A 21,219-nucleotide genomic window follows, 5' to 3' on the forward strand; every position below is an offset into this window, starting at 1 on the left:
TCGGCAGTATGATTCGATGCAATAGGAGGCAAGGAGCTTCCATGTCTGATTCTTCTATCGTTATTCGCGGCGCTCGTGAGCATAACCTCCGGGATATCGATGTTTCCATTCCGCGTGACCAACTCGTGGTCATTACCGGTCTTTCTGGCTCGGGCAAGAGTTCGCTGGCATTCGACACTATCTATGCCGAGGGCCAGCGTCGATACGTCGAGAGCCTTTCGAGTTATGCGCGCCAGTTCTTGGGCCAGATGGACAAACCCGACTTGGATTCAATCGACGGCCTTTCGCCGGCTGTCTCAATTGATCAAAAGACGACATCCAAGAACCCGCGCTCGACGGTTGGCACCGTAACCGAGATTTATGACTATCTGCGCCTGCTGTTCGCCCGTGTGGGCACCCCGCACTGTCCCGAATGTGGCCGTGTCATTGAGCGTCAGACGACCGATCAGGTTGCCGACAAGGTCTTGGCGGCGGGGGAGGGCCGCCGCGCGTTTGTGCTGGCACCGGTGGTACGCGGGCGAAAAGGCGAGTACACCAAACTGTTTGAGGACCTTCGCGCCGAGGGCTTTAGCCGCGTGCGTGTCGACGGTGAAGTGCGCTCGCTCGACGATCCGATCGATCTGGACAAGAAGTTCAAGCACGATATCGAGGTCGTGGTCGATCGCATCGTGATCCGTGAGAACTCTCTGGGCCGTATCGCCGAGTCTGTTGAGCAGGCGACCGCGCTGGCGCACGGCAATGTGAACGTATACTTGCTGCCCGACCGCGACGCTCCCGAGGGGACCGAAGGCGAGTTGCTGGAGTATTCGCTGGCGTTAGCGTGCCCGGAGCATGGGCACTCCATCGATGACCTGCAGCCGCGTGATTTCTCGTTCAACGCGCCCTATGGCGCGTGCCCAGAGTGCGATGGCCTGGGCTTTAAGAAGACGGTCGATGCCGAGGCCCTAATCGAAGACCCCTCGAAGTCGATCGCCGACGGGGTCTTTGGCAGCCTGTTTGGCAACTCTAACTACTATCCGCAGATTTTCGCTGCGGTCTGCAAACACTTTAAGGTGAGCGTCGATACGCCGTGGGAGGATCTGCCTCCTCGGGTGCGTCGCGCGTTTTTAGACGGCATGGGCGACCAGAAGATTTCGGTCGACTATCAAAAGCTCGATGGGCGCCGCAGCCAGTGGGACACCAAGTTCTCGGGCGTGCGCAATATCCTGTACGAGCGCTATACCGAGACGACGAATGAGAACACCAAGGCGCGCTTGGAGAAGTACATCCGCGAGGAGCCGTGCTCGAGCTGCCACGGCGCTCGTTTGCGCCCCGAGATGCTCGCTGTTACCGTAGGCGGTAAGTCCATTTACGAGGTCTGTTGCCTATCGTGCCGCGAGTCGCTCGAGTTTTTTGAGGGCTTGGAACTCACCGAGCGCCAACAGTTTATCGGCGGGCGCATCGTCAAGGAAATCCTGGAGCGCTTGCGTTTTCTGGTCGATGTCGGACTCGACTATCTGACCCTCGATCGTGCCTCGGCGACGCTTTCCGGAGGCGAGGCCCAGCGCATTCGCCTGGCAACGCAGATCGGCGCCGGCCTCATGGGTGTCCTGTACATTTTGGACGAGCCGTCGATTGGCCTCCATCAGCGTGATAACGAGCGCCTGATCAAGACGCTTGAGCGCCTACGCGATATCGGCAATACCGTCATCGTCGTCGAGCATGATGAGGATACGATTCGTGCTGCCGACTATGTGATCGACATGGGCCCCGGCGCGGGCGTGAACGGCGGACACGTGGTCGCCGCGGGAACGCCTGCCGATATCATGGCGTGCCCCGATTCGATGACGGGCGCCTACCTGACCGGCAAGCGAATGATTCGGGTTCCCGATGAGCGCCGCAAGCCCGGTCGCGGCTGCCTTAAGATCACGGGCGCCCGCGCCAACAACCTCAAAAACGTTACCGCCAAGATCGAGTTTGGTACGCTTACGGTCGTTACCGGCGTGTCGGGATCGGGTAAGAGCTCCCTGGTTACCGACACTATCGCACCTGCCCTTACGAATGCCATTCACCGTTCGACGCGCCCTGTGGGCCCGTATAAGAAAATCGAGGGCATCGAGTGTATCGATAAGGTTATCGATATCGACCAGTCGCCGATTGGCCGCACGCCGCGTTCCAACCCTGCTACGTACATTGGCCTGTGGGATGATCTTCGCGCGCTGTTTGCGAGTACGCCGGAGTCGAAGGCGCGCGGCTACTCGCCGGGACGTTTCTCCTTTAACGTGAGCGGCGGTCGTTGCGAAGCATGCAAGGGCGACGGACAAATTAAGATCGAGATGCACTTCCTTCCCGATATCTATGTCCCCTGTGAGGTCTGCGGCGGCAAACGCTATAACCGCGAGACGCTTGAGGTCACCTACCGTGGTAAGACCATCTCGGACGTGCTCGACATGAGCGTCACCGAGGCACTGGCCTTCTTTGGGAATATCCCGCAGATTAAGCGCAAGCTCCAGACGCTGTACGATGTAGGCTTGGGCTACGTGAGCCTGGGCCAGCCCGCTACAACGCTCTCGGGCGGCGAGGCGCAGCGTGTGAAGCTCGCCAAGGAGCTTCATCGACGCCAGACGGGCAAGACGTTCTATATTTTGGATGAGCCGACGACCGGCCTTCATTTTGAGGACGTCCGCCAGCTGCTCGATGTGCTGCAGCGCTTGGTCGATGCGGGCAACACGGTGCTGGTGATTGAACACAACCTTGATGTCATCAAGGTTGCCGACCGCCTGATCGATATGGGCCCCGAGGGCGGTAACGGCGGCGGAACCGTCGTGGTTTCGGGCACACCGGAGCAGGTTGCGGACTGTCCGCAGAGTTATACGGGCAAGTTTTTGGCGCCGTTGCTCAGGCGTGACCGGGAGCGTCAGGCTCAACTTGATGCTCAATAAATAGGCGATTCAGTTTATGGGCGCCATCGACTCCTTGTGATTCGATGGCGCTTGCTGTGTCGAAGTGACGTATGCAGCCGAATTGGACATATACTTAATCCTTGCGTCCGAATGCGAGGGAAAGGATATGCCATGGCAAAGGCTGTAAAGACGCCAAAAACCAATGCGATGCGCGAGCTGGAAAGCGCCGGCATTTCCTATGTTCTACATACGTACGAAGACGATGGTGATGAGTCGGCGGGCCTGGGGGTCGCGATTTCGGAGCAGCTTGGCGAGGAGCCCGGACAAGGATTTAAGACCTTGGTCTGCGTGACGCCGTCCAACGACCACGTCGTGTGCTGCATCCCTGTTGCCGATGAGCTCGATCTAAAGTCCGCCGCGCGTGCCGCGGGGGAGAAGTCCTTGGCCATGGTGCATGTGAAGGATTTGCTTGCGGCGACTGGCTACGTTCGCGGCGGCTGCAGTCCGGTCGGTATGAAAAAACGCTACCGGACGCTCATTGATGAGACATGTGTCCTTTGGGATACCATTTTTATTTCGGGAGGCAAGCGTGGTTATCAGCTTGAGCTTGCACCTGATGATTTAATTGCATTTTGCGGGGCGACGGTCGCCCCGATTACGAGAGAGGACTGAGCGATGCCGCAGGAAGAATTGAAGTGCGGAGCTCATTTTGCAAAAGAATCTGCGCCTCAGACACCCTCATCCGAAGCTTCTTCGTCGCGAGACGACACTGACGACATGGGCTCGTCGGACTACTCCACGGTTGGTCGTTCCGCCGGGCTTATGACCATCCTGACCATCGTGTCTCGCGTCACCGGTTTTATCCGCACGTGGGCAATGGCGGCCGCTATCGGCATGTCGCTGCTCTCGTCTTCCTATCAGGTCGCCAACAACCTGCCCAATATGCTCTACGAACTCGTGATGGGCGGCATGCTCGTGACGGCGTTTTTGCCCGTGTACATGGGCGTGAGGCGTGAGCAGGGTCGCGAGGCCTCTAACGAGTACGTGGGCAACCTGCTCGGTATTCTGCTATTGGTGCTGGGTGGCATTTCGTTGCTGGGGACCGTGTTCGCCCCGGGCTTTATCTGGACGCAATCGTTCCTTTCGGGTGACGGCGGCAGCATGGATACCGCTGCGTTCATGTTCCGTTTCTTTGCCATCCAGATTCTGTTTTATGGTTTGGGCTCGGTGTTTTCGGGCGTCCTCAACGCACACCGCGACTACTTCTGGTCGACGTTTGCCCCGGTCCTCAACAATGTGATCGTCATTGCGAGCTTTATGGGCTTTGCGCCCGTGTCCGCACAGTTTGGCGAACGTGCCGGCATCATCTTGATTGCGGCCGGTACGACCCTCGGTGTCTTTGTTCAGATGGCATGTCAGATCCCCGCGCTTGGCAAGCACGGCGTGCATCCCCATATCCATATCGACTTTAAGGACCCCGCACTGCGCCAGACGATTGCGCTCGGTATCCCGACGCTGCTCGCTACGGTGTGCATGTTTGTCTCGACTTCTATCACGAACGCTGCCGCGCTGGTGGTCCAGCCCGAGACCGGTCCTTCCGTCATCGCCTATGCGCGCCTGTGGTACACGCTGCCCTACGCGCTGATTGCCGCCTCGCTTTCGACGGCGCTCTATACCGAGCTCTCTCACGACGCACAGGAGAAGGATTACGACAGCGTCCGCACGGGCATTTCGCGTGGCGTCGCCCAGATGCTGTTCTTCCTGATTCCATTCGCGCTGTACCTGATTGTCTTCGCGCGTCCGCTCAACATGATCTACTGCGCTGGCAAGTTCGATGAGTCCGGTGTGGCGCTGGTGTCGGAGTTCCTTATCTACCTGGCACTTTCCCTGCCGCTCTACGGCGTGGTCGTGCTGATGCAGAAGAGCTTCTCTGCCTTGCTCGACATGAAGCCCTATAGCCGCTATTGCCTGTATTCCGCCATCGGCCAGGCCGGCTCGGTTCTGCTGTTTGGCGTTGTGCTGGGCTTCGGTATGCCGGCAATCGCGCTTTCGTATGTCGTCGACTACGTGATCTTGGTCGGTTGCTCGCTGTGGTGGCTGCGTCGTCGTCTGCGTGGTCTTCAGGTTAAATCTATCCTGCATGGCGGTTTCTTTGGCCTTTTGCTCGGTGGCCTGGGTGCTGCCGCAGGCGCCGGCGTCATGTGGGCGCTTGAGCACTTTGTCGGGGCACTTGGCGGCTCGATTCTGATTACTCTTGGCTACGTTTGCGTTGCGGGTGTCGTCTCGCTTGCTGTTACCTTTGGCCTTGCCGTCGTCCTTAAGATGCCCGAGGTCTCGGCGCTGATTCGTCGCAAGTAGGTGCGCGTGGCCGGTCACGACAACATTCCAACGCTTGCCGAGCAGGTTTCGCGCGTTCCCACGCAGCCCGGCTGCTACCTTTGGAAAGACGCCAAGGGCGATGTCATCTACGTGGGCAAGGCGAAAAACCTGCGCGCCCGTATGCGTCAGTACGTGACGCTGCAGGACGAGCGCCAGAAGATCCCGCTGATGATGCAGCTGGTGGCGAGCTTTGACTATATCGTGGTGGAGACCGAGCACGAGGCGTTGGTGCTCGAGCGCAATTTGATTGGTCAGTACCATCCGTACTTTAACGTCGACCTCAAGGATGACAAGAGCTACCCCTTTATCGCCATTACAAAGGGCGACCTGTATCCCGCTATCAAATACACGCGTGAGCGTCATAAGCCGGGAACGCGCTATTTTGGACCTTATACCGATAGCCGCGCGGCACGTGAGACGATAGATACGCTGCGCAAGGTTATCCCCATCTGCTCCGCATCCTGTGCGGAGTGGCGTCGTTGTCGCCGTATCGTCGAGTCCCACAAGGGCGAGGAAGACATCGTCAATATGATTTGCGCGCAAAACGGGCGCCCCTGCTTTGACTACCATGTCGGGCGCGGCCCGGGTGCGTGTGTCGGCGTGATTTCCCCGGCAGACTATGCCAAGAACGTCAAGCGTGTCGAGCGCTTTTTGTCGGGCCATCGCAAGGATGTCGTCGATGAGCTGACCTCCGAGATGACGGATGCCGCTGAGGCGCTCGACTTTGAGCGCGCGGCACGCGTCAAACGTCGTTTGGAGGTCATCAGGGGTCTGGACGATCGTCAGCAAGTCGTTTTTCCCTCCAGTGTCGATATAGATGTCATCGGTTTCTATCGCGAGGAGACCATCTCCGCCGCTTGCGTCTTCGTCGTTCGCGAGGGCCGAACAGTTCGCACCTGCGAGTTCATTCTCGACAAGGGTCTTGATGTTGACGAGGAAGAGCTCCAGTCGGGCTTTCTTAAGCGCTATTACGACGAGACGGCTGATATTCCAGCTGAGGTCAACCTTTCCGTCGAGCTTGAGGATGCGGAAGCGCTGGGGGAGTGGCTTGCGGGCAAGCGTGAGCGTTCCTGCCATCTCCATAGGCCGCAGCGTGGCGAAAAGCACCGTCTGCTCGATATGGCATCCAAAAATGCGCGCCATGCCCTCATGCGCTACATGATGCGAACGGGGTACGCTGACGACCGCACCAATCAAGCGCTCCTGGAGCTCGAAAGTGCGTTGGCGCTGCCATCGCCGCCGTTGCGTATCGAGTGCTTCGATATCTCTACACTGCATGGCACCTTTACGGTCGCCTCGATGGTGGTGTTTACCAACGGGCGCGCCGACAAGAGTCAGTATCGTCGTTTTAAAATTCAGGCCGAATTGGACGAGGCAAACGACTTCGTGTCGATGTCCGAGGTTTTGGGACGACGTTATGCTCCCGAGCGCATGGCCGACGAGCGCTTTGGCTCGCGCCCCGATTTGCTCGTTGTCGATGGCGGTAAGCCGCAATTGACCGCTGCGATCAAGCAACTTGAGGCTCTTGGGCTCGATATACCAGTTTGTGGCTTGGCAAAGGCCGATGAGGAGGTTTTCGTGCCTTGGGACGAGACTCCCGTCGTGCTGCCGACCGGGTCCGCGTCGCTCTATCTAATTAAACAGGTGCGCGATGAATCGCACCGTTTTGCCATCACGTTCCATCGCGAATTGCGCGATAAAGCCATGACGGTTTCGGTACTCGATGACGTTCCAGGCGTGGGACCCACCAGAAAACGTGCCCTTATGCGCCATTTTGGCTCGATGAAGCGTTTGCGCGCGGCGAGCGAGCAAGAGATCGCGGAAGTTCGAGGCATTCCTGCCGATGTCGCCAAAGCGGTTCACGAGGCGCTCGTTGCATGGAATGCCGAGCGCGCCGAGGCGGCGGCAAAGCAATCCGAAAACTAAACACGCCTCTAAACAACTGATATACATGATTGCGTGATTTTCAATCATTTATTTCACGGCGATTACCAGCCGATTTCGGGTTTAATTAACGCTAAAACGTTTGACTAGCCATGGTGAACAACCCTGCTATCCTGCGGGTTGACGAAGACTGATATCTCACCTCGTCGATACATACTGTCTGGCGAATCGTTTGTCAATGAATTCGGTGAACGGTAGCAAATACCGTTCAAGCGTATGTATGTATCGGTCGCCGAGCGCGGCACCTCAGTTGGGTTCGTCGGTAGGTAAGGTATATATCGTCCGCAAGTTGCGCGGGGGCACGTCTAGGCGCTCCCGGGTAAGATTCTCTATTGATAGGAGAAGACATGGCCATCATCAACAAGGGTATGTCCAGGCGTTCGTTCCTCGGCCTCACCGGCAGCGTCGCTGCTGTCGCAGGGCTTGGTCTCACCGGCTGCGGTGGCAGCTCTAGCGACGAGGGTTCCGCTTCCGGTTCCACCGATTCCGCCAACCGTGGCGGCGGCGTGATCACCGCTGGTTCCGCTTACGCTCCGTCCAGCTTCGATCCCGCCAGCACCGGCTCCGCTGTGGGCCTGGGTGCTAACTGGCACGTCGTCGAGGGCCTCTACGGCATCGATTACCACGACTACAGCACCTTCAAAGAGCTCGCCACCGACGATCCCAAGTCTGTGGACGACACCACTTTCGAGGTCACCATCCGCAAGGGCGCCAAGTTCTCCGATGGCACCGAGGTCACCGCTGACGATGTCGTTGCCTCCTACATCGCTTGCGCCGCTTCCGCTACCTATGCTCCGTTCTTCCAGCCCTTCGAGTCCATCGAGGCCAAGGACGCCAGCACCGTGACGGTCAAGACCAAGGTCCCCAACTTCTCCCTGCTCAAGGATCGTCTGGCCATCGTCCGCGTTACCCCGGCCACCCAGACCGAGGAGGATCGCGCCAAGCAGCCGATCGGCTCCGGCCCCTGGATGTACGACTCTATCTCCGATACCGAGATCACCCTGGTTCCCAACCCCGAGTACAACGGTGAGTATGCTGCCGAGGATAAGAAGATCCAGTACAGCATCCTGACCGACCCCACCGCTCGCGTTACCGCTCAGCAGGAGGGCTCCACGCTCGTTATGGAGCTCGTTACCGCTGACGCCGTCGACCAGCTCGAGAGCGCCGGCTGCAAGATCGATAACGTTCAGGGTTTCGGCACCCGCTTCATCATGTTCAACGTCGCCAAGGAGCCTTGGAACAACGTCAAGGTCCGTCAGGCTGTCATGTATGCGCTCGACACCGAGAAGATGGTCAGCAACACCTTCGCCGGCCTTGCCACCGCTGCCAGCTGCTACCTGCCCAAGAGCTTCACCAACTATCATGAGGCTTCCACGGTGTACAAGACCGACGCCAAGAAGGCTAAGAAGCTCATCGAGGAGTCTGGCATCACCCCGGGTGCCATCACCCTGCGCACCACCGACAACGAGCAGATTAAGGGCATGGCCGCCCAGGTCAAGAATGACCTCGACGCTCTCGGCTTCGATGTGACCATCCAGACCGATACCTCGCCGGCCACCTACGCTGCCATCGACGGCGGCGAGGCCTACGATATCCTCCTTGCCCCTGGCGATCCTTCCTGCTTCGGCGCCGACCCCGACCTGCTGCTCAACTGGTGGTACGGCGACAACGTCTGGATGCAGACCCGTTGCCCGTGGAAGGAGTCCGCTGAGTGGCAGAAGCTCCACGGTCTCATGGACGAGGCTCTTGCCGCCGAGGGCGATGAGCAGCAGAAGAAGTGGAACGAGTGCTTCGACATCATTGCCGACAACGCCGTTCTGTACCCCGTTGTCCACGTCAAGACCGTCTCCGCTTCCTGGGACGATCCGTCCACTGCGCCCAACGGCGAGGCCCTCGATGGCTTCAAGGGCATCGGCACGACGAGCATGTCCTTCAGGGGCGTTGCGACCGTCAAGGCGTAAGACTCGCTTGAGTCTGTATGCAGGATGTCGGTCGTTGGGACCGTATCCTCATAGTTGAAACAAAGACCCGGGCGACCTCGATGTCGCTCGGGTCTTGTAATGAGTATCCGTACTCATATACCAGTTGGTCCTACCGACAAAAGAAAGGGGAGAGAACGTGAACAACTTGCTACGTTTGATTGGAAGGCGTCTTGTGGCGCTGCCGATCATGGCATTGGGCGTCACCGTCCTGGTGTTCTTCCTTATGTCGTTCTCCAAGACCGACCCCGCCTACACGGCGTTGGGTGACGGTGCCTCGCCCGAGGCGGTTGCCGAGTACCATGAGAAGTATGGTCTGGACGACCCCTGGCCTGTGCGCTACGTGCGCTATATGGGCGATTTGATCCATGGCGACATGGGCACCTATGGTGCTGCTCGCAACTCCGTTGCCAAGCGCATCTCCACGGCCCTGCCCGTCACGATGCAGCTGACCTTCATCGGCCTTGCCATCGGTGCGGTCGTTTCGTTTTTACTCGGCGTCATCGCGGCACTGTATCGCGACAAATGGCCGGACCAAGTGATCCGCGTCTTTTCCATCGCCGGCTTGGCAACCCCGTCGTTCTGGCTTGCCGTTCTGTTGATCCTGCTGTTCTCTTCCTACCTTAAGGTGCTTCCGGCATCGGGTGCTCTGCCTCACTTCACCACGAATCCGGCTGGCTATCTGGGACGTATGATCATGCCCGCTATCGCCTTGGCATTTCCGCTGACGGGCCAGATGACTCGTATCGTGCGTACCGCCATGGTCGAGGAGCTCGATAAGGATTATGTCCGTATGGCTCGCGGCGCCGGCGTTCCCGAGAAGGTCGTCGTCGGCATCAACGTTCTTCGCAATGCGCTGATCACCCCGGTCACCACCCTCGGTCTTAAGATCGGTTACCTCATGGGCGGCGCCGTCGTCATCGAGGTTATCTTCAACCTCCCCGGCATGGGCACCGCGATTCTGCAGGGCGTTCAGGGCAACGAGGCGAACCTGGTTCAGGGCGTCGTTATCGTCGTTGCTCTCGCCTTCATCATCATCAACATCGTGGTTGACATGCTCTACCTGCTCATCAACCCGCGCATCAGGACGGTGTAGATTATGGTAAAGATTCGAGAGAAGCAAACCGAGCAGCTCGAGAAGGCTGCCTCCAAGGGGCTCAAGCTCGGTGGCTGGAAGAAGATGACGCTGTCTTCTAAGATTGCCGCCGTCGTGCTGGTGCTGGTCGCCCTGACTGCGATTCTGGCGCCCCTTCTTGCCCCCTATAGCCCGGTCGAGATCTTTACGGCTCGCCAGGCTCCCGGCAACGGATTTATCTTCGGGACCGACGATAAGGGTCGCGATATTCTGTCGCGTATGCTCTACGGTGGTCGTTACTCGCTGATTATCGGCTTTGGCGCCACTGCCATGGCTCTGGTCTGCGGCTCGGTCGTGGGCGCCCTTGCAGCGGTTTCGCGCAAGGCCGTCTCCGAGACGATCATGCGTATCTTGGACATCATCATGTCCATCCCGGGCATCGCCCTCGCGGCCGTCTTCGTCTCCATCCTGGGCAACTCCGTGCCGTCGATCATCTTCGCCATCGGCTTTATGTACACTCCGCAGATTGCCCGTATCGTGCGCGCCAACATCGTGTCCGAGTACGGCGAGGACTATGTCCGCGCGGTCATCGTTTCCGGCGCCAAGGCTCCGTGGATTTTGATCAAGCATGTTCTGCGTAACTGCATCGCCCCGATCATGGTCTTCACCGTTACCCTGGTCGCCGACGCCATCATCTTCGAGGCTTCGCTGACCTTCATCGGCGCTGGTATCCAGGAGCCCACCGCTACCTGGGGCAACATCCTAGCCGACGCCCGCGGCGGCGTGCTCGCCGGCCGTTGGTGGCAGGCGCTGTTCCCGGGCCTGGCCATCATGATCACCTGCCTGGCGCTCAACATCCTCTCCGAGGGCATTACCGACGCCATGGCCGCTGCTCCCTCCGCCGCCCTGGATCCGACCGATTCCTCCAAGCGCCGCGAGGCCGACCTGCTGGTCTCCGACCCCGTTCGCGCCTACAAGGAGCAGGCCCAGTCCCTCTCCGCTCGCCTTGGAGCCCTGCGCGATGTCGAGCTCAAGCGTGACGATCGCCATGTGCCCGACGAGTCTGTCGAACCGATCCTTTCGGTCCGTGACTTCTGCATCCAGTTTGAGCACCACGGCGATATCAACGTCGTCGACCATGTCAACTTTGACGTCCGTCCTGGTCAGACCATGGGCCTGGTGGGCGAGTCCGGTTGCGGTAAGTCCATCACCACGCTGGCCATCATGGGCCTGACCGACGACGATGAGCACCTTTCCGGCGAGGTCCTCTGGGAGGGCCGCGACCTGCTCAAGATGAGTAAGAAGGAGTGGTTCGGCCTGCGCGGTACCGATATCGCTATGGTCTATCAGGACGCCCTGTCCTCGCTCAATCCCTCCATGCTCATCTCTGCCCAGATGAAGCAGCTCACCAAGCGTGGCGGCACCCGTAGCGCCGAGGAGCTCCTGGAGCTCGTGGGCCTCGACCCCAAGCGTACGCTCGAGAGCTATCCGCACGAGCTTTCCGGTGGCCAGCGTCAGCGTGTTCTGATCGCTATGGCCCTTACCCGCGACCCCAAGCTGGTCATCTGCGACGAGCCCACGACCGCCCTGGACGTTACCGTCCAGAAGCAGGTCATCAAGCTGCTCAACGATCTTCAGGCCAAGCTCGGCTTTGCCATGATCTTCGTCTCGCATGACCTGGCGCTGGTCGCCGAGGTCGCCCATAACATCACGGTGATGTACGCCGGTCAGGTTATCGAGCAGGCGCCCACCAAGGAGCTGCTCACCAACCCGATCCACGAGTACACCCGCGGTCTTCTGGGTTCCGTCCTGTCCATCGAGAGCGGTTCGGGCCGCCTGCACCAGGTGCCCGGCGCCGTTCCGAGCCCGCGCGATTTCCCCAAGGGCGATCGCTTCGCGCCCCGCTCGAGCCATCCGCGCATTGGCCTGGACACCCGTCCGGTCTTCAAGCGCGTGCCCGGCACCGAGCACTTCTATTCCGAGCTCCCCGACGAGGTGCTCAAGGCAAATGGTTTGACCCCTCACGCGGAGGTGATGTAGATGAGCGAGACCGCAGTCAACGGCGTCGAGCCGATCATCTTCCTTGATGACGTCCACGTCACCTTTAGGACCCGTACCGGCTCGATTCTGCACCCCAACCTGGTTCACGCCGTCCAGGGTGTAACGATTAGGCTCATGCCCGGTCAGACGATCGGCATCGTCGGCGAGTCCGGTTGCGGTAAGTCCACCACCGCCAACGTCATGTGCGGCCTGCAGGCCCCCACGAGCGGCAAGGTCTACTTTAAGGGCAAGGACGTAACCAAGCGTACCGCCGAGGACCGTCGCCACATGGGCCGTGTCATCTCGGTTGTGTTCCAGAATCCGGCTACGGCGCTCAATCCCCGCATGGTCGTTCGCGAGCAACTGCTCGACCCCATGCGCGTCCACAACCTGGGTACCGAGGCCGAGCAGGAGAAGCGCGTCAAGGAGCTCTTGGAGCTCACCGGTCTGCCCAGCTCCGCCGCCGAGGTTCTTCCCGGCCAGCTTTCGGGCGGCCAGCGCCAGCGCGTCGCAATTGCCCGTGCCCTGTCGCTGAACCCCGATGCCATCATCGCCGACGAGCCAACCTCGGCTCTGGACGTTTCGGTCCGCGCGCAGATTCTGAACCTGCTGACCGACCTTAAGAAGGAGCTCGGCCTGGCCATGGTGTTCATCAGCCATGACATCCAGACGGTCCGCTATATCTCTGACGACATCATCGTTATGAATGGCGGCAAGATCGTCGAGCAGGGCGAGGCCAAGCAGGTCTTCCAGCACCCCCAGGACCCCTACACCAAGATGCTGCTCGGCGCTGCGCCGTCGCTGCTGCATCCCAAGCTCGGCGAGTAGCCTCGCTTTCCCTCCCGTGCGCCCGGTTCCCTTGCCGGGCGCACCTCCGTTGCGATTTCGAAAGGTTGGGTTCACGAGCCATGCCAAGTGCTCAGGAGCTACAACATCAATTTGGTGAATATCGAGGCGCCATGCCCCGTCCATCGGATTTCGATCTCTTTTGGAAGGACCGCATGGCCGAGGCCGACGCCGTCGAGCTCGACTACGCGATTGAGGCGGCTTCGGTTGCGGATTCCGCAACCTGTCGGTTTTTCGACCTCTGGTATACCGGCATGTGTGGCGCACGCCTGCATGCTAAGTACCTCAAGCCGGTCTCGGAGGAGCCCATGCCGCTGGTGCTTCAGTTCCATGGCTATCCGGGTGCAAGCCGCAGCTGGTTTGAGCAGGCGTCGTTTGCGGGCATGGGCATGGCGCTCATCGCCCTCGACTGCCCCGGCCAGGGTGGTCCCTCCGAGGATATTGGTGGATTTGAAGGCACGACGGTCGCGGGCCATATCGTCGCCGGTATCGACGGCGACCCGGCCAATCTCTACTATGTCCGCTTGCACCAAGATATTCGCATCCTGTGCCGCATCGTTCGCGAGCTTGAGGGCATCGATCTTGCCCACGTATTTGTGAACGGCGCGTCGCAGGGCGGCGGTTTGGGCATTGCGACCTGTGCGCTTAACGGCGAGCTTATCAATCGCGCCGCCATCCTCTATCCCTTCCTGTCGGATTTCCGCCTGGTCTGGGATTTGGACGCCGACGATATTGCCTACGAGGGTCTGCGCTATTGGTCGCGTTGGTTTGACGAGGACTCGACTCGTATCGAGGAAGCCTATGCCAAGCTGGCGTACTTCGATTCCAAGAATTTTGCCCCCATGGTCAAGTGCCCCGTGCTGTTTGGCACGGGCACGGCCGATACCGTCTGTCCGCCGGCAACGCAGTTTGCGGTGTACAACAACCTGTCCTGCGATAAGCGTCATGAGTTCTTTGAGGGCTTTGGCCACGAGGAGATTCAGGATTTTGACGATCTGATCATTCCGTTTTTCTGTGAGGGAGGGGAGGCTCATGTCTAAGTGCGAGAGCAATGTTGACGAGCTGATAGTCCCCGGGCTCGTGGGAATTCCCGGAACGGTTTCATCAAGGCTCGCAGAATATCGGGACTGGCACGGCGATGTCCAAGCAGATGTTTCTGATTTAGAGACATGCGCTTCGAATCTTGAGATTCAAGGCCAGGCCATTACGGCGATTGACTTTGTTAACCCCTGCGCTCGTTACTCGGAGATTTCCTTTGAGCTCGGTGACGATGCGGTCCACGCTCGCTTGATTGAGCCTGTTGGTCGTGCCCGAGTATCTAAGCGCGTGCCGCTGTGCCTGATGTTCCACGACATCGATCGGCCTGTGCGCGGCTGGCATCACATGACGAGATTTGCCGCCATGGGGTATGCCGTCCTCGCGCTGGATGACGATGTCGCTGGTGCGGACGACCTGCAGCGGGGGATTGCTTCGCCCGCTTTTGTCAAGCGCGTCCGTTGGGGTTGCGCGATGGCGAAGGTGGCGCGCAATCTTGATGGCATGGACCCCGACCGCATCTTTGCATGGGGCGAGGGTCTTGGCGGCGGAGTCGCGCTGGCGGTTTCTGCTCTGGACGAGCGGGGCCTCGCCTGCACGGCGGTTGCCAACCCGCTGCCCGGCGGTCTCGAGGCTCTGTCGTCTCGGGTGCGCGGATCGGTGCTCATGGGCACATCGCTCATGGATGCCGTGAGCGATCCCAAAGGCCAGTTTGCCGTATTCAACGGTTTTGAGTGTGACCGGAGGCATATCATCTATGCCAAATACGCTCACGAGCGCATCAATGCGTTCGAAAACGAAGTCGTCGACTTCTTTAACCAAACGTTCTACCCGTGTTCTTTGGCCTGAACGGCCTGGACACTGCCAACAAGAGTGGGTGGCATAGGGCCGCCCGCCAGACAACTAAGGAGATTCTTGTGGCAACTCAGAAATTCACCGGCGTTATCCCTCCCGTCGTTGTTCCCGATACCGAAGACCACCAGCTCGACGTTGCCTCCTTTGAGCGCAGCATCAACCGCATGATCGATGCCGGCGTCGATGGCCTGTTCTTCCTGGGCTCTTCGGGCGAGGTCGTTTTCTCCACCGATGAGCGTCGTCGCCAGATCATCGCCGAGGCCGTTCGTATCGTCGACCACCGCGTGCCCGTCCTGGTCGGCATCATCGATACCGAGACCGAGCGCATGATCGAGCACGGTAAGGTCGCTCAGGAGCTGGGCGCCGATGCGCTTGTCGCCACCTGCCCGTTCTATGCCCTGCAGGGCATGACCGAGGTCGAGGAGCACTTCCGCATCCTGCACGAGGAGCTCGACCTGCCCATCTTTGCCTATGACATTCCCGTGTGCGTTCACACCAAGCTCCCCTGGAAGCTCCTTGCCAAGCTCGGCGCCGAGGGCGTCCTTGCTGGCGTCAAGGATTCCTCGGGTGATGACATCTCGTTCCGCTATCTCGTTCAGGAGAACGAGAAGAACGGCCATCCGATGAGCATCCTCACCGGTCACGAGGTTGTTGTCGACGGCGCTTACCTCGGTGGCGCCGACGGTTCTGTCCCGGGCCTTGCCAACGTTGAGCCCGAGGGCTACGTGCGCCAGTGGAAGGCCGCTCAGGCCGGTGACTGGGCTACCGTCAAGGTCGAGCAGGATCGCCTCAACGAGATTTCCCACATCTGGGATGTCACCTCGGGCGTCCAGGGCTATGCCGGTGGCGTCGGCGCCTTCAAGACCGCTATGAACCTCATGGGCATCTTCGACAGCCCGACCATGCCGCGCCCGGTGAAGGCCATGACCGGCGAGAACGTCGAGGCTATTAAGAAGGTCCTCCAGGACAACGGTCTCCTGTAAAGCTTTCCCAGGCACCCGACCTCGCCGTTCAACCGTGTGGCCATGACCCGTTAGGTCAATGGCCACACGGTTTCTCGGCGATCTCGGGCACCTGGATAACCTTTACTGCGCTGTGACGGCTAGCCTGACGGCGCATTTCCTGTAGTTGTTTTTATCTCCGAAGGAGAGCGACATGGAGAACAAGTACGTCTGCTCTGTCGATATCGGCGGAACTAAGATTGCGACTGCCATTATGGAGTATCCGGCTGATGGCAGCGTGCCCCATCCGGTCTTTGAAGCTGAGGTTCCCACCGAGGCCCAAGAGGGCGGTGAGGCCGTCTTCCAGCGTATCGAGGCGTCCGTCAAGGCTGCTCTCGAGGCGAATCCCGATGTCGAGGTCCTTGGCGTCGGTATCGGTGCCGCCGGCGTCGTCGATCCCAAGACGGGCGCCATCGCGTATGCCAATGAGATCATGCCCGGCTGGTCCGGCGTTCAGTTGGGGCCGCGTCTGCGCGAGGATCTCGGTCTTCCCGTTGCCGTTGTAGGCGACGTGCAGGCTCATGCTCTGGGCGAGGCCCACTGGGGCGTCGGCAAGGGCAAGTTCTCCGTCTTGTGTCTTGGCATCGGTACGGGCATTGGCGGCGCATATGTCGAGAACGGCCGCGTAATGCAGGGCTTCCATGGTGCTGCCGGCCATATGGGCCACATCGAGTGCTCGGCTGCCGCCGGCATTCCCTGCGCCTGCGGGCGTTCTGGTCATCTTGAGTCGGTAGCCTCGGGCACCTCGATTGGCCGTATGTACGACGAGCGCTTCGGTCGAGTTGACCCCAGCCGTCCTTCGGTCGGTCGCGACGTGAACGACCTGTGCCGTGCTGGCGACGCAAAGGCGACCGAGGTCATCCATGACGCCGGCTTTGCGCTGGGCGCCAGCTTGGGCTCGCTTGCCAACATCTTGGATCCCGAGGTCATCGTGCTTTCGGGAGGTGTGATTCACCAGGGTCCCGATTGGCGCTCGCAGACGTGGAAGGACTCGGTGCACGAGGGCTATGCCAGCCAGGCGCTCGACCCGCTTCAGGACACGCCGATCCTCATCGGTTCTCTGGAGGGCGACGCGCCGCTCATCGGTGCCGCCGAACACCTTCTTGCGTCGTTGAAGTAAACATAACTACCAAGTGCGCCTTCTGAGGTGCCGCAGATTGACGTGAAAGAGGAGCGAAGCGTACTTCGGTACGCGAGCGACGGTTTGAACGTCAAGGTGCGGTGTCTCAGAAGGCTATTTTGAGAAAGGTTGAGTCGAACATGACCGTTGATCCTTTGATTCAATCCCTGAAGGGCAAGCTCGTCGTGAGCGTTCAGGCCTATATGGGCGAGCCGCTTCGTACGCCCGAAACCATGGCTCAGATGTCTCGCGCCTGCGAGCTTGGCGGCGCCGCCGCTATTCGCTGCCAGGGTCTTGCTGACATCGCCGCCATTAAGGGCCGCTGCGAGGTTCCCGTCATCGGCTTGTGGAAGGATGGACACGAGGGCGTCTACATCACGCCGACGCTGCGTCATGCTCGCGCCTGCGTTGCCGCCGGTGCCGACATCGTGGCAATTGACGCCACTGATCGCCCGCGTCCCGATGGCAAGACCGTCGAGGACACCTTCCGTCCGCTGCACGAGGAGGGCGTGCTCCTGATGGCCGACTGTGCCACCATCGAGGATATTCGTCGTGCTGTCGACATGGGCTTCGACCTGGTGTCCACCACGCTTTCCCATGGTGTTGCCGCTATCGATTGCACCATGGCCGACGGTCCCGATCTGCCGCTCCTGCGCCAGGCGACCGAGGAGTTTCCCGGCCTTCCCATCATCTGCGAGGGCCGCGTGCACACGCCCGAGGAGGCCCGCGCCGCAATTGATGCGGGCGCTTGGGCAGTTGTCGTGGGCACTGCCATCACGCACCCCACGAGTATTACGAGTTGGTTCAAAGCCGCGCTTGAGGCGTAAGACGGACCTTGTATCCGCTCAGGGCGGTATACTCATTAAAGGCAATTGACCGCGCGGGATCCGGGTTGCTGGGTCCCGCGCTTGTTTTTAGGAGGCAGCACATGCAAAAGGGAGATGCCATGGATGCGGCGGAGCGCTCGGAGCGCATCCCCGATATCGTCATCATCACCGGAATGTCCGGATCGGGCCGAACGCAGGCCATGCATGTGTTCGAGGACATGGGCTATTTTTGTATCGATAACCTGCCCCCGCGTCTGATTGCCCAGCTTGCTGAGCTCGTCGGCATCAATACGGGCGTGGGTAGGCACCTTGCCGTCACCTGCGACCTGCGCAGCCAGGGCTTGTTCGATGAGCTGCTCGATGCCGTTGCCGCACTCGAGGAGCGCGAGATGAGCTGCGACATCGTTTTTCTCGAGGCCTCTGACGAGGTACTGATCCGTCGTTATAGCGAAAACCGCCGCCGCCATCCCATTGCCAAGCCGGGGGAGACTACGGCCGATGCGATTCAGCGGGAGCGCCTGCAGCTGCAGGGTGTGCGCGATCGAGCCGATATGATTATCGACACGAGCCGTCTGCACACCTCTGCGCTGCGCAACAAGCTACGTATGGCATTTTCCGAGCTGTCCGACCAACAGCTCATGGACGTCCATGTGTTCTCGTTTGGCTTTAAGCACGGCATGCCCGTCGAGGCGGACATTATGATCGACGTCCGCTTCCTGCCCAATCCGTTCTACGATCCCGAGATGCGCACCATGACCGGTCTCGATAAGAAAGTCTCCGATTTTGTTCTGGACCATCCCAAGACGCAGGAGTTTTGGAAGGCTTGGACACAGCTGCTCGATACGGTCATGCCAGGCTATATCGCGGAGGGCAAGCCGCAGCTTTCTATCGCCATCGGCTGCACGGGCGGTCAACACCGCAGCGTCGCCATTGCCGAGGCCACGGCACGTTATTTGGAAGGCGCCCAGTATCACGTGAGCATTTCCCATCGCGACCTGTCGCGCGCGAACACGAAAGCATAGGCCTGCATGTCGTTTACCGCTGAGGTGCGCGACGAGCTTGCGCGCTGCGAACCCGAATGTGAATACTGCGATTTGTCGACGCTTGCCGCCCTGACGCGTGTGAGCGGTACACTTTCGCTGGCCGGCTCCGGGCGGTATCGTTTGACTGTCGCGACCGAGACGGGCGCCGTCGCGCGCACGATGATCACGCTGACGCATCGCATCCTTAAGCTCAAAACGGAATTCACCGTTCGTAAATCGGTCTTGCATAAGGTCCGTAACTATCTCATTACCCTGCCCGATCAACCCGACCTGGACAAGGCTCTGGTACTGCTGGGCATTCTCGACCGCAGGGGAGGGCTCGTCGCCGGTGTTCCCCGGCACATCGTTGCCCGTCCCTGCTGCAGGCTTGCCTACATCCGCGGCGCGCTCATCGCCGGCGGTTTCGTGGCCGATCCCCGCGGCGACTTTCATTTGGAGATCGCGGTGCAGGGCGAGCAGTATGCCCGGGGACTTTGCGATCTATTGGAGCAGATTGGGGTCCATGCGCGCGTTAACGCGCGGCGCGGATCCTATGCCGTGTACATTAAGAGCGCCGAGGAGATCGAGCAGCTCCTAAAGCTGGTCGGCGCCAAGCGCAGCGTTGCCGAGATCGAGGAAGCGCGCGCGGTCAAATTGGTTAAGAACGACGTAAACCGTCGCGTGAATGCCGAGCTGGCCAATCAGACCAGAAGCGCGGGTGCCGCCCAGCATCAGCTTGCGTTGATCGATGAGCTCGAACTGCGGGGTTTGCGCGACACGCTTCCGGACGCCTTGGCGGTCTTTTGCGACCTGCGCGAGCGCTATCCCGATCTGTCACTGCGCGATTTGGGGGAGATGGCTGACCCTCCCTTGTCGAAGTCGGCCCTCTACCATCGAGTTTTGAGACTTGAAAAGCTCATTGAAGCAAACAGGTAGTTTAAAGTATCGACTTATATACGGATTTAGCTGCTATTTTATTCTTTAAAACGTTTTAACGTAAATTTGATTTTCAATTTCGAGCATTCTCGTGAAATTCAAGTCAAAAAAAAGGTATATTAGGCGAGTGGTTAGTTTGTGGGCCTCAACGGCGGGCGCTGTAGCTTGCGGGGGCCTTACGAAAGGAGACACAATGGCAGTAAAGGTTGCTATTAACGGCTTCGGTCGCATCGGTCGTCTGGCTTTCCGTCAGATGTTCGGTCATGAGGGCTCCGAGATCGTCGCTATCAACGACCTCACCTCTCCCGATATGCTCGCTTACCTGCTGAAGTACGACTCCACGCAGGGCAACTACGCTCGCGATCACGAGGTCGTTGCTGGCGAGGATTCCATCACCGTTGACGGCAAGGAGATCAAGATCTACAAGGAGGCCGACGCCAACAACCTGCCTTGGGGCGACCTCGACGTCGACGTCGTTCTCGAGTGCACCGGCTTCTACACCAGCAAGGCTAAGGCTCAGGCCCACATCAACGCTGGCGCCAAGAAGGTCGTCATCTCCGCTCCGGCCGGCAGCGATCTGCCCACCATCGTGTACAACGTCAACCACGAGACGCTGACCGCTGAGGACAACATCATCTCCGCTGCTTCCTGCACCACCAACTGCCTCGCCCCGATGGCCAAGGGTCTGAACGACTTCGCTCCCATCGTGTCCGGCATCATGACCACCATTCACGCCTGGACCGGCGACCAGATGCCGCTCGACGGCCCGCAGCGCAAGGGCAACAAGCGTCGTAGCCGCGCCTGCGCCGTCAACATCGTCCCCAACACCACCGGTGCTGCCAAGGCTATCGGCCTGGTTCTCCCCGAGCTCAACGGTAAGCTCATCGGTGCCGCCCAGCGCGTCCCGACGCCGACCGGCTCCATCACCAACCTCTACGCTGTCGTTGACAAGAAGGTCACCGTCGACGAGGTCAACGCCGCTATGAAGGCCTACGCTTCCACCATCTCCGAGACCTTCGGTTACAACGAGGACGATATCGTCTCCACCGACATCATCGGCGAGACCCACGGCTCCATCTTCGACGCCACTCAGACCATGTGCTCTGACCTCGGCAACGGCCAGACCCTCGTTCAGGTCACCTCTTGGTACGACAACGAGAACTCCTACACCTCTCAGATGGTCCGTACCATCAAGTACTTCGAGAAGTTCGTTGCTTAATTTAGCTTTTAGCGAATAGCTCGTTGAGCGTCTAAAGAAGGGCGCGGCCTCATAGGGCT

General features: G+C 59.7%; 16 protein-coding genes. All 16 read left to right on the forward strand.

The window, feature by feature from the left end; genetic code table 11:
- The first annotated feature begins 41 nt into the window (after positions 1 to 41).
- The 16 genes from uvrA to gap all read left to right on the forward strand — a co-directional run bounded on the left by uvrA (position 42) and on the right by gap (position 21,160).
- Positions 42 to 2,921 (forward strand): excinuclease ABC subunit UvrA, encoded by a 2,880-nt coding sequence (gene uvrA / locus DW913_RS08950; RefSeq protein ID WP_099431427.1) that lies wholly within the window; start codon positions 42 to 44, stop codon positions 2,919 to 2,921.
- A 132-nt stretch (positions 2,922 to 3,053) separates the two neighbouring features.
- Positions 3,054 to 3,554, forward strand: coding sequence for a Cys-tRNA(Pro) deacylase (gene ybaK / locus DW913_RS08955; RefSeq protein ID WP_117798286.1), 501 nt, complete (start codon positions 3,054 to 3,056; stop codon positions 3,552 to 3,554).
- Positions 3,555 to 3,659: 105 nt separating this feature from the next.
- A complete protein-coding gene (gene murJ, locus DW913_RS08960) occupies positions 3,660 to 5,240 on the forward strand; it encodes a murein biosynthesis integral membrane protein MurJ (protein ID WP_117564878.1) in 1,581 nt (526 codons plus the stop codon).
- A 6-nt stretch (positions 5,241 to 5,246) separates the two neighbouring features.
- Entirely contained in the window at positions 5,247 to 7,187 is a 1,941-nt protein-coding gene (gene uvrC / locus DW913_RS08965) for an excinuclease ABC subunit UvrC (protein ID WP_311774759.1), read from the forward strand.
- Between the two features lie 365 nt (positions 7,188 to 7,552).
- Complete coding sequence (locus tag DW913_RS08970; RefSeq protein ID WP_117798287.1) at positions 7,553 to 9,166, forward strand: ABC transporter substrate-binding protein; 1,614 nt, start codon at positions 7,553 to 7,555, stop codon at positions 9,164 to 9,166.
- A gap of 157 nt (positions 9,167 to 9,323) precedes the next feature.
- Positions 9,324 to 10,280 (forward strand): ABC transporter permease, encoded by a 957-nt coding sequence (locus tag DW913_RS08975; RefSeq protein ID WP_055251823.1) that lies wholly within the window; start codon positions 9,324 to 9,326, stop codon positions 10,278 to 10,280.
- A 3-nt stretch (positions 10,281 to 10,283) separates the two neighbouring features.
- Positions 10,284 to 12,299, forward strand: coding sequence for a dipeptide/oligopeptide/nickel ABC transporter permease/ATP-binding protein (locus tag DW913_RS08980; RefSeq protein WP_035138893.1), 2,016 nt, complete (start codon positions 10,284 to 10,286; stop codon positions 12,297 to 12,299).
- Positions 12,300 to 13,127, forward strand: a complete 828-nt coding sequence (locus DW913_RS08985) for an ABC transporter ATP-binding protein (protein WP_089573612.1) — start codon at positions 12,300 to 12,302, stop codon at positions 13,125 to 13,127.
- A gap of 80 nt (positions 13,128 to 13,207) precedes the next feature.
- Positions 13,208 to 14,185: an acetylxylan esterase gene (locus DW913_RS08990; RefSeq protein WP_117798288.1), complete on the forward strand. Its 978-nt coding sequence runs from the start codon at positions 13,208 to 13,210 to the stop codon at positions 14,183 to 14,185.
- The gene (locus DW913_RS08995) at positions 14,178 to 15,029 is read left to right on the forward strand and encodes an acetylxylan esterase (RefSeq protein WP_117798289.1); all 852 of its coding nucleotides are present in this window, start codon (positions 14,178 to 14,180) and stop codon (positions 15,027 to 15,029) included. The genes DW913_RS08990 and DW913_RS08995 overlap by 8 nt, the downstream gene beginning before the upstream one ends.
- Positions 15,030 to 15,097: 68 nt before the next feature.
- Positions 15,098 to 16,018 (forward strand): dihydrodipicolinate synthase family protein, encoded by a 921-nt coding sequence (locus tag DW913_RS09000; RefSeq protein WP_117798290.1) that lies wholly within the window; start codon positions 15,098 to 15,100, stop codon positions 16,016 to 16,018.
- A gap of 172 nt (positions 16,019 to 16,190) precedes the next feature.
- Entirely contained in the window at positions 16,191 to 17,156 is a 966-nt protein-coding gene (locus tag DW913_RS09005; RefSeq protein ID WP_117798291.1) for an ROK family protein, read from the forward strand.
- 140 nt (positions 17,157 to 17,296) lie between these two features.
- Positions 17,297 to 17,983 carry an N-acetylmannosamine-6-phosphate 2-epimerase gene (locus tag DW913_RS09010; RefSeq protein ID WP_022094877.1) on the forward strand — a complete coding sequence of 229 codons (687 nt, stop codon included), beginning with the start codon at positions 17,297 to 17,299 and terminating at the stop codon, positions 17,981 to 17,983.
- 101 nt (positions 17,984 to 18,084) lie between these two features.
- Positions 18,085 to 19,005, forward strand: a complete 921-nt coding sequence (gene rapZ, locus DW913_RS09015; protein WP_117798292.1) for an RNase adapter RapZ — start codon at positions 18,085 to 18,087, stop codon at positions 19,003 to 19,005.
- Between the two features lie 6 nt (positions 19,006 to 19,011).
- Positions 19,012 to 19,941 carry a DNA-binding protein WhiA gene (whiA, locus tag DW913_RS09020; protein ID WP_117798293.1) on the forward strand — a complete coding sequence of 310 codons (930 nt, stop codon included), beginning with the start codon at positions 19,012 to 19,014 and terminating at the stop codon, positions 19,939 to 19,941.
- Positions 19,942 to 20,134: 193 nt separating this feature from the next.
- On the forward strand, positions 20,135 to 21,160 hold the full coding sequence (gene gap, locus DW913_RS09025; protein WP_099431436.1) for a type I glyceraldehyde-3-phosphate dehydrogenase: 1,026 nt from the start codon (positions 20,135 to 20,137) through the stop codon (positions 21,158 to 21,160).
- The last annotated feature ends 59 nt before the right edge of the window (positions 21,161 to 21,219 follow it).

The organism is Collinsella sp. AM42-18AC (assembly GCF_003467965.1).
GTDB lineage: Bacteria > Actinomycetota > Coriobacteriia > Coriobacteriales > Coriobacteriaceae > Collinsella.

Bases quoted from the DNA above. Each gene is read 5' to 3' on its own strand.
- uvrA (WP_099431427.1), top strand. From the start codon at position 42: ATGTCTGATTCTTCTATCGTTATTCGCGGCGCTCGTGAGCATAACCTC.
- ybaK (WP_117798286.1), top strand. From the start codon at position 3,054: ATGGCAAAGGCTGTAAAGACGCCAAAAACCAATGCGATGCGCGAGCTG.
- murJ (WP_117564878.1), top strand. From the start codon at position 3,660: ATGGGCTCGTCGGACTACTCCACGGTTGGTCGTTCCGCCGGGCTTATG.
- DW913_RS08970 (WP_117798287.1), top strand. From the start codon at position 7,553: ATGGCCATCATCAACAAGGGTATGTCCAGGCGTTCGTTCCTCGGCCTC.
- DW913_RS08980 (WP_035138893.1), top strand. From the start codon at position 10,284: ATGGTAAAGATTCGAGAGAAGCAAACCGAGCAGCTCGAGAAGGCTGCC.
- DW913_RS08985 (WP_089573612.1), top strand. From the start codon at position 12,300: ATGAGCGAGACCGCAGTCAACGGCGTCGAGCCGATCATCTTCCTTGAT.
- DW913_RS08990 (WP_117798288.1), top strand. From the start codon at position 13,208: ATGCCAAGTGCTCAGGAGCTACAACATCAATTTGGTGAATATCGAGGC.
- DW913_RS08995 (WP_117798289.1), top strand. From the start codon at position 14,178: ATGTCTAAGTGCGAGAGCAATGTTGACGAGCTGATAGTCCCCGGGCTC.
- DW913_RS09005 (WP_117798291.1), top strand. From the start codon at position 16,191: ATGGAGAACAAGTACGTCTGCTCTGTCGATATCGGCGGAACTAAGATT.
- DW913_RS09010 (WP_022094877.1), top strand. From the start codon at position 17,297: ATGACCGTTGATCCTTTGATTCAATCCCTGAAGGGCAAGCTCGTCGTG.
- rapZ (WP_117798292.1), top strand. From the start codon at position 18,085: ATGCAAAAGGGAGATGCCATGGATGCGGCGGAGCGCTCGGAGCGCATC.
- whiA (WP_117798293.1), top strand. From the start codon at position 19,012: ATGTCGTTTACCGCTGAGGTGCGCGACGAGCTTGCGCGCTGCGAACCC.
- gap (WP_099431436.1), top strand. From the start codon at position 20,135: ATGGCAGTAAAGGTTGCTATTAACGGCTTCGGTCGCATCGGTCGTCTG.